We start from the raw sequence: 12,707 nt of genomic DNA, 5'->3' as shown, positions 1-12,707 counted from the left end.
CTAACAAATATAGTTAATATCAATATGAAAAAAAAATAGTAACATAAGTCAGGGATATTGTTTGATATTTTTATCTTTTTAAACTAAAATGCCCCTTAACTTCTCTTCCGTCATCTAATTTTATCGTGTACCAATAATCATCAGACGGCACCAGTTCTCCTGAAAAAGTACCGTCCCAACCTTGACTGGACACAACTATTTGCTTTAGAAGTTTGCCGTACCGATTAAAAATATAGATGGTTGAATTTTTATTGAAATTAGCATTGACTCCCTTTATATTCCAATAATCATTTTGTCCGTCACCATTAGGCGTGAAAAATTTAGGAACGCCAATCACAGCTATTGTCTGACTAACGGTTCCGCAACCATTTTTGTCATTAATGAAGACTTCATGAATCCCGGCGGATACATTATCGAAGAAATTAGATTCTTGGAAAGGCCCAAAAGGAGCATCCAGGCTGTATTCATATTGGCCTTGCCCAGTCACATTTACTGTTGCAGAATTTGAATCGGATAAATCAACTATACCAACATTAGCAATTTTAGCAACGTCCGAAGCGGTAACTTTCATCGTTCGTGTTCTGCTGCAGCCGGCAAGAGTGCTCACGATTACTGTATAGTTACCTTCTTGATTTACATTCAATGTTGGTGCCGTATCGTTTGGTAAAATAATTGCATCTTTTTTCCAAACGTAAGTATAATTACTTGTTGGCGAACCATCTATAATTCCTGAATCTAGTGTTACAAAGAACGTGGGAAGGTTAGAACACACCAATTCGTTTTCTTCAAAATCCTCGTTGGTATCAATAGCAGGTTTTGGATTTACTTTTAATGTAATTCGGGGGCTTAAACCATAGCAAGCATTATCAGCGGTACTTTCTACACGAACCCATATTTTTTGTTCCATTGGATACCCTGTATTTCTATAGTCCGTAGTATTTACAATTTCATCGCTTTCTGATAAGGCATCCGCTTCATTTTTGTAATATTTTACAGTATATGAAGAACTTGGAATGGGAAGAAGTGCCAGTATATCAGTTGTTGCACTGCTAAAATCAAAAGTTGCGATTCCATCAGTATCGTCATTGGCTATGCCTAAGTCATCGCAGTTTGAAAAAGTACGACTGAATGAGGCTGGAATTTGGGTAGTGGAAACTACTAATGCAATTTTGGCTATGGAGTAACATCCTTTTGTATTTTCTACCCTGGTCCAAATAGGCATGCCAGTGGCTATTGTGTTTCTAAAAGCTAAAGGATTAGGAATTAATTTTCCGGTATCGGTTGTTTGAGCTCCTAAAAGGGTGGTGTAGTAGGTGAAAGTTTCGGATGCAAAATTAGAGGAGATAACATTGTTTTTTACCGTTAAATTAAAATCTGAAAAGCCATCAGTATCATCGTCACATTGAACAATAGTGACCTCATTAACCACTGGTAAGGGGTAAACCGTCAAAGTTGTTTCGGAAGAAATTACCCCGCAGGAATTGCCGGTTTTTTCCAGTTTCACTCTGTATTTATATCCGTTCATCGCATTTGTCAAACTTTTTAAGGACAAAATATTTGTGGTAACTCCGCTGTAAATTGTATTATTTGAAATGTTGTTCCAGGTAGTTCCATCAGTTGAAACTTGCCATTGGTAGGTATTTCCTCCATTGTCAAATACTGTAATTGTTGTGTTTTGTAATTCACATGTTGGTTTTGATTGCGGTTGTGCAGTGATTTCAATTGGTGCGCCAATGATGTAATTATTATTCGGATTGCTATAACCCACACCACTAGTAACCTTGCCATTTGGATTGACAATCACTGGATTATTTCCTAATATGCCATCATTGTCAGGGTCGTTAAAACCAGCCTCAAAAACGTCAAAACAAATATCATTATCACTATCCAAATCGATATAGTTAAAATTTCCGTCTGAATCGGTATCTGTAACGGGGTAATTCAATTTACTACTATCTGGACTGGTCTCAAGTCCATCAAACAGGCCATTGGAGCCAAAAGAAACCGGCAACCCATCTATAATTCCATCTTTGTTGGCATCAATCGCATTACTTCCTGATTCGACCAAGTCATAAATACCGTCATTGTCACTGTCTAAATCGAGTACATCGTAGACACCAGGGAAAGTGCTGAAAATATCGTTGTCTGTATTGACTCGTATTAGACCAGGCTCAAAAGCATTGTCTAATCCATTTTTATTGGAATCAGTCCCTGAAAAAACTTTAAAACCTTTTCCCTGAGCTTCAATGGTATCAGGAATTCCATCATTATCACTGTCTGTATCCAATAAATCAGGAACTGTATCAGCATCCGAATCAAAAGTTTCAGTGTGACTAATCATGAGGATAGCTTTATTGATACTGGTGTCGGATAGATTGGTATGGGTAAAAGTAAGTGAGTTTGTTAAATAGGATGAAAACTGGAAGCTACCCAAACCTGGAGCTAATGGTGTTGTACTTTTCAAACGGAAACGGATTTCAAAAGAAGAAAATTCAGTCACTCCGCTTTCATAAATCCCATCATAATTAGTGTCTATGAGCAATTGATTTTGCGGATCAGTTAAGGTAATAGTTTTATCTGAGGGGACTTGTAAAATAAAATCGCCTTCGGTATTCAAATATTCGGAAACCGCTGTAGTTTGGTTTGAATTATCCTGACCAATGTAATTCATGCTAATACTTTCCGGTTTTGTTAGATTTAGCGTGTAGGCAACTGAATTTGCCCGTCCAGCAGGAACTTCTGATACAAATCCATACAATGGTTTTCCGCTAATAGTTCCACTTCCTGTTATTGTAGCAGTATAAGCAGGGTTTGTGATTGCATTGGACTGGTTCAAAAGTGAGGTATTGGCTTCTAGAGCATTTGGTATACCGTCATTATCCAAATCAATATCGATATTGTTATTGGTTCCGTCATTATCTGAATCCAACGGACAGTCACTTACCGGAATTTTATCAGAAAAAATAGGAATTGTGCTGGGGCATCCCACAATACTTCCTTTTGCCTGGTAATAGCCAGGTTGCGTAGGTGTATATGAATTTAAATTGGCATTAGGAATTGGATTATCATTGAAATACCACTGAAAGGTATCATAAGACGATAAGGTACTGATTTTTAACTTTACATTTGGAATGCAGGCGGAATTGGACACAGTAATTTTATCAGTAACAATTTCAGGTTTAGTATCAAAACCGGAATAATATCCGCCATAGGTAGCATTTATGTTAGTGCCAAAATAAGAAACATAGACTTGTCTGTTCGATTTTATTGCAATATTTCCCGTGAGATTATCTAGGGTGTACCTGACGAAATTAGGATTGCCAACCACACCAACAGGGGTACTGTTGATGGGATTATTGTTTATAGTTACCACAGCACCAGCTTCCGTAACAATATTTAAGCCACCCGTATACGATATATTTCCTATGGATTCAATGGACGGGATATTGTCAACAACGCTTGGTGTAGCACAGTTTAATGGTGGTACAAAAAAAAGATTTTGATTGGCGGGAGCTGGGGACCCTGCAATACTTTGATAAGCAAAAACACTTTCAGAGGTCGTAACGTACAAATTCCCATTGGTAAAAGCACTCCCGTCAATATCAGCATGGTCTCCTTTATTAATTGTTGTAAAAAGGTTTGTGCCATCAATATAAATTTTGGTGTTATCCACATTTGCAATCAATAGAACACGTTCCAGTTCATCGGTTCCTCTTCCCTTGACAAAGATGTATTCCTTTCCTGTCTTTTCAACAGGAACTATTTGGTCAAATCCCACATCTCTTCCCATTTGATTTGTACTATTGCTGCCTGCGAATGAACCGGAATTGACTACTATTGGTTTATCCGATGCAACTAAGGCGCCGATCATTTTGGAGCTATTGGAAACACTACCGCTGTAATTTTCTAAAGCCAAAACATAACTTTCGTTCTTGTTTAAAGTAACTGTTATGGGTCCGGTAATGGTGGTGCCATTGGACAAGACTGTGCCGACTTCAATATTGGAAATAGTCACTGTTGTGCCATTTTCCGTCGATAGTATCGATGCGAAATTTAATAAAGTAGTGTCAAAAAGGGGATTTAACATGCCGCCCAGTCGAAACACTTTGCCTAAAGCGCTATTCCCTTTGGACACCAGTCCACCAGCATGAGAATAGGCGTTGTTCTGTGTATTAAAACCTGCATTGACACGAACGCTTACATAAATTAAATCTTCAGCTTCAATTACATATCCTTTGTTTTTTACAATTCCAATACTTGTTTTTGGAGTGAACAGTTGGGTATTTTGCCCCTGTCCAATAGAATAAATATAGGGGGTGCTTTTATTAACTACGCCTGTTATTATACTACCCCCATTGGCTATAATTTTAAAATTGACATCGATAGTACTTGGCGTAGAGATATATAAATAGTGATCACCTGCCAAATTTGTGGCGCAGGTTAAAGGGGGAATATAGTGGGTTTTACTAAATTGGGCAAAACAGCCAATTGATAAAAAAATAAAGAAAAGAAGTAATTTTTTTTTCATTCGCTAAAAATAGGAAATTAAGGTTTATCTTTTTAAGGAAAAATGCCCTTTTATTATTCTTCCATCTTCAAAAGTTAAATGAAACCAATAATCATCAGCAGGCAAAGCATATCCATTAAAATTTCCATTCCAACCTAAGCTAGATGAACTAAGTTCTTTTAATAATTTACCGTAGCGATCAAAAATTGTTATGGTGGATTTAGGCAACAGATCAAGGTTTTTAATTTTCCAAAAATCATTATATCCATCTCCGTTCGGAGTGAAATAGCGAGGATAATCGAGTACGTAAATTTGAAATGGATTTGACAGGCCGCAACCATTTTTATCCCGGACATAAACCAAATAATCTCCAGCGGCAACTGCATTAAAAAGGGGGGCATCTTGAAAAAACGATCCATCAAGTGAAAATTCATAATTGCCTGCTCCTGTATATTCAATTAAAACTGAATTTCCGTTTCCATCAAAATCATTTATTGCCGCTCCGGTTATGGTTGCAATTCCAGATGCCGTTACATCAAAATTCTTCGTTGCAGTGCAGCCATTTGGATTAGTAACTTTTACGGAATAATTACCGGGTATAGTCACAGTAATTGAATTTGTAGTTGCTCCAGTATTCCATAAATATCCTGAAAATCCGGTATTAACAACTAAGTTAACGGAACTTCCATTACATAAACTAGCATGTTCTTCTTGAAAATTTGGTGGATTAAAAGTCTTAATTATCAGTGTTTCAGAACTAATTGCGTAGCAATCAGAACCATTTACAATTCGGGCATAAATAATTTGTTGATTGGCGACTGTAGTATTAAAAACGTTTGGTAAAGGATTTTTTTGAGCAACAGCATCAATGGTATTCAAATAGTATTCAACAATTAATCCGGGTGGCGACCCATTCAAAACTTGGGGTGTCACTTGTGCGTTCAAATCAAAATGATACAAACCATCTTGAACGGTATCTCCGTCGCAGGTTGTAATTGGATTTTGAGGAGTTATCATATTATTTGAAATTGTAAGGGTAACTTTTGCATAATTGGCACAACCATACGAATTTGTAGTTCTTGCGAAGACCGTTTGGTTTGTTGTTTTGTTTTGATAATTTGTGGCGTTCGCAATTGGATTGAGTTGTGCCTTGGCATCGGCTAAAGATTCATAATATACAATGTTACTTAAACCGGAAGCATTGTTTTTTACCAATGCATCAGCTCGGGTCAAATCAAAAACGGTAATTCCATCATTGTTAGCATCACATTGCGAAAGTGTTGTGTCATTCAAAATGATTTCTGGAGCATATTCTACTTTTATTTCATCTGTAGCCATACAGGTAGAGGGGGCCAAAGTTACTTCCACTTTGTAGTTACCAGTAGCTGTAACGGTAAGCGACGGACTAGTTTCTCCTATTATTTCTATTGAATCTTTAAACCATTTATAAGTATAACTTGCCGGCAATTTAGTGTCAATGGTATAGCTTTCGCCAAAACAAATTGGGTTATTCGTGATTGATCTGTCTGGACCTAAGTCGATTTTTGGAGAAAAACTCTTTGCTTGTAGAAAAATGGCGGAGTCATAAAAATTACCCCCCTGATCAGCAATTACCAGTTTGATATGATACATTTTTCCTGCAATAACGTTGGTTTGCGCATTCATCACCACTGTTTGTCCGCTATAATTAATGGGACTGGTGTTTGTGGGACTTGTATTTAAACCTCCAAAATAAGTATCGTTTATCGCCGGGCATCCAGGTTTAGGCCCTGTGGTACTATTGAACGTATTGATCAGCGGATGGATATTTTGTGATGAAACCGGGGTGGTGGTACCTGGAATTACTGCTAAATTTTGATAGGTAGTTGTTCCTGTTTCTTTGATTAAAAAGGCAAAACCATCGGAATAATGGCAAGGGAAATCATCTTGGTATTCATTAGAAGCAAATAAATAATTAAAACTAATTTGATTTGTCAGCGATACGAAATCAAATTCTAAAACTGTTGCATTACGAGTGTCCGTAATTCCTAAGGCCTGCTCTAAGTCTAAATCTCCTAGCCAAGTTGATGCCCCACTGTTAGGTCCATTGGTAGGTTCTCTTAGAAAAGGGCCTTCAGAATATTTACTACTCCAGGAACTTAAAAGCACGCCTTCAGTAAAAGGAAAACTGCCTGCTTGATTATTAAAATAGGCATAGCTTTTTTTACCGGCAGTAAATGTATCTCCTGTTGCGATTGCATTCGAAATAGTAGCACAAGAACCGTTAACTAAAATATTCGCTACAAGTTGTTGGGCTGTATAAGAGTCATTTACTGAAATAGATTGCCCAGCCGCACTAAATATGGAGCAACAAATAAGGATGTAAAATAAAATTGTTTTTACCCGTTTCATAGCTCCGTAAAGATACTACAAATCTCGATTTTTTAATACGCGATACGATAAGAATGAAAAAATGAAAGTCCAGCATAAAACGATTAGAACAGATGAAAAATGGACACTATAATCTTTGGTGTTCTCCATTCCAATTTGGTTTCCAATAGATTTAATAATTGATAATCTGGAGAAAGGTTCCACAATTAAATTAGACATGGATTCCAAAGGCAAAAATTGTGTAATATAGTATGCCGTATTGCTGTCGGGAAATATTTTAAAAGTTAAAATTCCTTTGACAATTCCTTCAATAATATTCCAAACTAAAAGAAATCCAAGCGCAAATGCCGAGCGTTTTACCAATACTCCTAAAAATAAACAGAAAGAGAAAAATCCAATTAATTTTATGAAATAAGCCAAAAGATATTGCAAACCAGAAAAAATGATGCCGATTTCAGTGTAGGAAGAAAAGCTGTAGCCGAGAATTAATGACATCATAAACACAAAAAGGGTTGAGATCACAGCAAATAAAACGATTGTCAGAAATTTAGAAAGAATAAATTCTTTTTTACTCATTCCGTCTATTAAATTTTGTTTCAATGTACCGTAGCTATATTCATTTGCCATCATTGAAACGATAACAATCGCCAGGAATAGTTTTAAAATTGCTGCAATGTAGGTATTAAAATGCCAGATGAAAGGAAAATTAAAAATGCCCATTTCGGCAAGATGAAGCTTGAAAATCCCAAGATCAAATTTGATTGAAGCAATTAACGCAATAAAAGTTAAGAGAATAAAATAAGTCAAAGTCAAAACGCGGCTGGCTTTGTTTTTCCATATTTTTTGTAATTCTATTGAGAGAAGTCGTTTCATTATTTTAGTTTTTGATAGTTGGTTTTGCGTTATTTGTTAATTCTAAAAATTGCTCTTCTAAGCTGTTTTTACGCTTAACCAAATGACTTAATACAATTTTTTTTTCAAAAAGGAATTCATTCAGCTCCTTTGCATCCCAATCCTGTTTTAAATAAACCAAAACTTTTCCTCCTTCATTTACAACACTTTTTACAGCAGGATGTGTTTTTAATACCAATATCAAATTTTCAACATCATCCGCTTGCAATTCAAAGAATCCTTCATTTGCAGACATTCCACCAACTAAACCAGTATATAAAATTTCACCTTTTCTTAAAACGAGGGCATGTGTACATACCTTTTCTACTTCGTCCAATAAATGGGAAGCCAGTAAAATAGTGGTTCCTTTTGAGGCTATTTGTTTGATTATATCACGAATTTGATGAATTCCTTGTGGGTCTAATCCGTTAGTAGGCTCATCAAGAATTAAAATTTCAGGGTCGTTCAACAGGGCAGAAGCTATTGCTAATCGCTGTTTCATCCCAAGAGAAAACGTGCTGAATTTACTGTTTTGGCGGTCTGTTAAACCAACTAATTCCAGCTTTTCGGTTACTTTTGCATAGTTAATCCCTTTGATTTTGCAAACCAATTCTAAATTTTCCTTTGCCGTCATGTACGGATAGAAATTGGGTCTTTCGATAATGGCTCCCACTTTTTTTAGTGCTTCGTGCGTTTGTATTGTACCTCCAAACCAGCTGTATGCTCCCGAGGTTTTATTTACCACATTCAGAACAATCCCTAATGTTGTCGATTTTCCGCTACCATTAGGACCAAGAATCCCGTAAACATTACCTTTGTAGATTTCGAATGAAACGTCTTTCAAGGCTTGTACACTGCCATAACGTTTGTTGAGATTTTTAATAGTGAGTATGATTTCCAAAGCTCCCCTTTTTTTAGTTTTATATAGGACGAACAAAATAAAGATTTGTTACTATTAAACGGGAATTAGTTTTTTTGCAACCATTAACAGCGAGGCAGCTTCTAGTTTTTCAGCGGTAATTGGCTTAATAATGTAGTTTTTTACCACATTATATTTTTTTGACATTTCTATGTCAGCAGGGTCAATTGAAGAAGTGACAATAAAAACTGAAATTTCTTTTTTTATTGGCAATAGAATGTACTCGTCCAGAAATTGCCAACCGTCCATGACGGGCATATTTAAATCAAGCAAAATCGCATCGGGTAAATTTTCTATATTTGAATAGTTCTTTTTTAATTCGTCTAAAGCGTATTGGGCATTAAAAAAGGAGTTGATTTCTTCGCAAAATTCATTTTTTGAAATAAGCTTGGATAGTAATTTTACTGTTAGTTTATCGTCATCAATAATATAAGTCAGCTTATTTTTCATTTAAATAAATTTTAAAAACGGAGCCAAAACCTACTTCACTTTCCACTTCAATTTTTCCACCCATTGCCTCAAGTTGGTTTTTGGTTATAAATAATCCAATTCCTTTGGCATCGTCATTGCCGTGAAAAGTTTTATACATACCAAAAATTTTATGACTGTTTTTTTTTAAATTTAATCCTAGGCCATTATCCCTAAAAGTTATAATGGTAAAGTTTTCGTTAACTTCATAACCTATTTCTAAAATAGCTTTACGTGTAGGGGATTTGTATTTTATTGCATTTGTAAACAAATTGAGTAAAATACTGTCTAAGTAGGCGGGGATGGCGTTCACTATTAATTCGTTGGGAATAGTATCGATTATTGTTATCTGACTTTGTTTGATAACCAGACTCAATGCCTTTTTTGTTTTTTCGATTTCGTCTTTTAAACGAATCTTAGTTTTATTAATATTGGTTTTTTGCTGTATAGTTATAATTTCATTTAGATATTCAATTGTTTCTGACAGCTTTTCCGTTCCTTCTTTAAATAAATCAAAATAGGAGAGTTTTTCCGCTGTATTTTCGGTATTTTCAATCACATCGACAATCATCGCTAAATTGCTGGTATGGGAACGAATGTTATGGGAAACAATATGAGCAAAGTTATATAGCTTTTTGTTTTGCTGGCTGGTTACCTCTAATAGCTGCTTAAGTTTCATTTCCTTTTCGATTCTGAAAGTAACATTGCGTCCGACACCAACAAAATTGATTAAATTATTTTGACTGTCAAATACGGTAGTAATATTCAATTCAAACCAATATTTTTCTTTTTTCTTATTGTAATTCAGAATGATAATTTTAATGCTTTTTTTATCCTGAATTGCTTTTCTCATTATGGCTGTAGCTTGTACATCTGTTTCAGCGCCTTTAGATAAATATCCGGGCTTTTGTCCGATCACTTCTTCTATCGTTAAACCTGTCAGATCTAAATAGGCGTTGTTTGCCCATATTGCTTCGCCGTTTGGATTTGCAATTACAATGGTATCAGTCGTTTCTGAAGCGGCAAGCGAGAGCAAATTTAGCTGTTCCTCAACATTTTTTCGGTCTGTGATATTTCTAAAGAAACAGACCAGGTACGTTTTATCATTGACCATGAATTTTTTTCCCGAGGCTACTTCCACAGGTATCAGATCTCCGGATTTGGTTATTATATAGGTCTCATTAACTGTGTAATCATTTTTTATTAAATGATCCGAAATAAAAACATCCCCTTTTTCTCTGTGTTTTATGGGAAATAATTCTGAATTGTTCAAGCCTATTAATTCTGAATTATCATATCCTGTCAGTTCGGATGCTCTGGTATTACAATCCGATATGATTCCATTTAAAGTATCAATAACGATAATTGCATCATTGGCACTGGAAAAAACTGATGAAAACTTCTCAACAATTAATTGAAGTTCGTTAATTAAATTTTGCTTCTTTGTGATGTCTTGAAAAGTGCCCAATAATTGTGCAGGTTTTCCCTTTTTCAGGACTACCTGACAGATACATTCTATATACTTGATGTTATTTTTAACGGTGGTGATTTGAAATTTGTCTTCAAAAGAAATCCCTTCATTAATAGCTTTCTCGATCAGGTTTTTGATTTTGTCTCTATTTTCTCCCGTTGTGTAAAAATAAATTTCACTTTCCTGTACCGGAATGAAATCTTCAGGTACTTCAAGAATACTTTTTGTAACGGCATCCCAAAATACCTGATTCGTTTTTAAGTTCAATTTCCAAATCCCTATTTTAGCTGATTGCGCGGCTTTGAAATAGAGTTCAAGTTTATTTGTCATAGTAGGTATTAAATAGATTTCAATGTCTTGGGGACAATTAAATATTTGTGTTTTTTTAATTTAACGTTAAAAAGTATTTTTTTTGTTTGTACCAAAAACAAACTTTTTTTTCTAAATCAGCTTCCTAATTGATCTGTTTTTTTAACAAAATTCTATTTAACACAATAATTTTCTTACAGGCTAAGATGACTAAGTTACAGGTCCTTTTTTTTAATCGTTGAATAAAATTACAATTGACAAAGAGGACATCCCTCTTTTTTGTAATAATTTTGAAAAACGCACCACTATTTTTGCAAAACCGCAATTTTAGTAGGTACACTGTTGCAACAGAAATATCTAAAATAATAAAAATATTTATTAATTCGCTAAAAATCAAATTAAGTCGACCAAAAACTTATTTTTTATTTTTTTGTAGTATTATTTCTACAATAAAATCCTACAAAATGGCTCTATATTCTTCTGCCAGGAAAGGGATTATTAACTTGTTTTACGATTTTTGTTTGCATGGGAAAAACGACAAATAGCACGCTTTTGCTTTTTCGTCGCACAAGCTTTCTATAAAAAAAAACATTTTCATTTGGATTTACGAAGCAGGAATAGGTTCGAAATTAGGATGTTATTGAATTCTATTTTTATTGTAATTTTGCAGTAAATATATTTCGAATGAGTGAGCCAATAATGCTTTTTAAAAAACCATCTTATCCTATAAACAATTCGCTTTTGGATTATTTGGAACGATTTGACCGAATCTCCAAAGTGCCTATTTTTTATGATGATTTGTTGCGTTTTTCTGGTTCTGTAAATGTATATGATAAAAGTGATCAGGACACCTTATGGATTCGGGTGTATTATAATGAATTTGAAAGAAAAGAAATTGATTTGACTTTGATGAAAATCTATTCTCTTTTACATTCGGATGGTAATTTGGGAATTATTAAATTTCTTAATGTTGATTCGATCGATTATTGCACTTTTGGAAATTCGAAACCTTTTCGAATCAAAGTCAGAAATATTTTGAATGATAATTACACGCATTTTTATATTAAGAAAGCGGATGCTTCGCGTGTTTACGGACTGGAATTGGAGCATATTCTGTCACCGGATAAAATAAATTTTTTAGTTTACAAAGACACTTTAATCGAAGAACATATAATGGGAATTGCCGGGGATGTGTTCATTAAAACACTTCTGGCTGATTGTACCGAAACCGAAAAATCACAAATTGCAAAAGAATTTGTCAAGTTCAATGAGCGCTGCATGATTCGATTGTTGGGTGATATGCGTTCTTATAATTATGTGATTGTTCCTATTCACGATTTTGATCAGGTGGTTTATAGAATTCGTGCTATTGATTTTGACCAGCAATGCTATGAAGGAAATTTCAAAGTGTATCGCCCTCAGTTTTTCAAAGAAAATTATCCAATGGTAAAGTTGGTTAAAGAAAAACTGCAACGCAGTTCTATAGAGCAGTATAAAGATGAAGAGCGGGCCGTTTTAGCCAAAAGGATACATTCTGCCGAAAACCGTATCAAAAGATTATTGCAAATCATGGGCTCCGATACCATATCGACTGATGAACATTTGAATCAGTTGAAATTAGAAATATACAGTTATACAAATGACTTAAATTTTAAAAAAGCAAAATCCATGGGAAATGTGATGAGTGCCGCTTTTGAATTTATAACTAGAAATTTTAAAAACACAAATTTATTCAATACTGGATTTTAACCTTTTATAACTTTACATTTCTA

Annotated in this window: 7 protein-coding genes; 1 reads left to right on the top strand and 6 read right to left on the bottom strand. The window is 34.8% G+C overall.

Going from position 1 to position 12,707, the window contains the following annotated elements:
• Positions 1-70: 70 nt before the first annotated feature.
• From ACNQGH_RS06110 to ACNQGH_RS06085, 6 genes are read right to left on the bottom strand one after another with little or no spacing between them, the layout of a single operon-like run.
• Positions 71-4,528, bottom strand: a complete 4,458-nt coding sequence (locus tag ACNQGH_RS06110; protein ID WP_417955102.1) for a T9SS type B sorting domain-containing protein — start codon at positions 4,526-4,528, stop codon at positions 71-73.
• A 24-nt stretch (positions 4,529-4,552) separates the two neighbouring features.
• Positions 4,553-6,898, bottom strand: coding sequence for a choice-of-anchor L domain-containing protein (locus tag ACNQGH_RS06105; RefSeq protein WP_417955101.1), 2,346 nt, complete (start codon positions 6,896-6,898; stop codon positions 4,553-4,555).
• 15 nt (positions 6,899-6,913) lie between these two features.
• Positions 6,914-7,750: an ABC transporter permease gene (locus ACNQGH_RS06100; RefSeq protein ID WP_417955100.1), complete on the bottom strand. Its 837-nt coding sequence runs from the start codon at positions 7,748-7,750 to the stop codon at positions 6,914-6,916.
• 4 nt (positions 7,751-7,754) lie between these two features.
• Entirely contained in the window at positions 7,755-8,669 is a 915-nt protein-coding gene (locus tag ACNQGH_RS06095) for an ABC transporter ATP-binding protein (RefSeq protein WP_417955099.1), read from the bottom strand.
• A gap of 54 nt (positions 8,670-8,723) precedes the next feature.
• Complete coding sequence (locus ACNQGH_RS06090) at positions 8,724-9,137, bottom strand: response regulator (protein ID WP_417955098.1); 414 nt, start codon at positions 9,135-9,137, stop codon at positions 8,724-8,726.
• Entirely contained in the window at positions 9,127-10,956 is a 1,830-nt protein-coding gene (locus tag ACNQGH_RS06085; RefSeq protein ID WP_417955097.1) for a PAS domain-containing sensor histidine kinase, read from the bottom strand. Before ACNQGH_RS06085 ends, ACNQGH_RS06090 begins: the two co-directional genes overlap by 11 nt.
• 663 nt (positions 10,957-11,619) lie before the next feature.
• On the opposite strand from ACNQGH_RS06085, the gene ACNQGH_RS06080 reads away from it, so the two are divergent.
• Positions 11,620-12,684, top strand: coding sequence for a hypothetical protein (locus tag ACNQGH_RS06080; protein ID WP_417955096.1), 1,065 nt, complete (start codon positions 11,620-11,622; stop codon positions 12,682-12,684).
• The last annotated feature ends 23 nt before the right edge of the window (positions 12,685-12,707 follow it).

It is taken from the genome of Flavobacterium kochi (genome assembly GCF_048286715.1).
GTDB lineage: Bacteria > Bacteroidota > Bacteroidia > Flavobacteriales > Flavobacteriaceae > Flavobacterium.
Note: the sequence above shows the minus strand (reverse complement) of the source record. Positions and strands in the feature narration are given on the sequence as shown.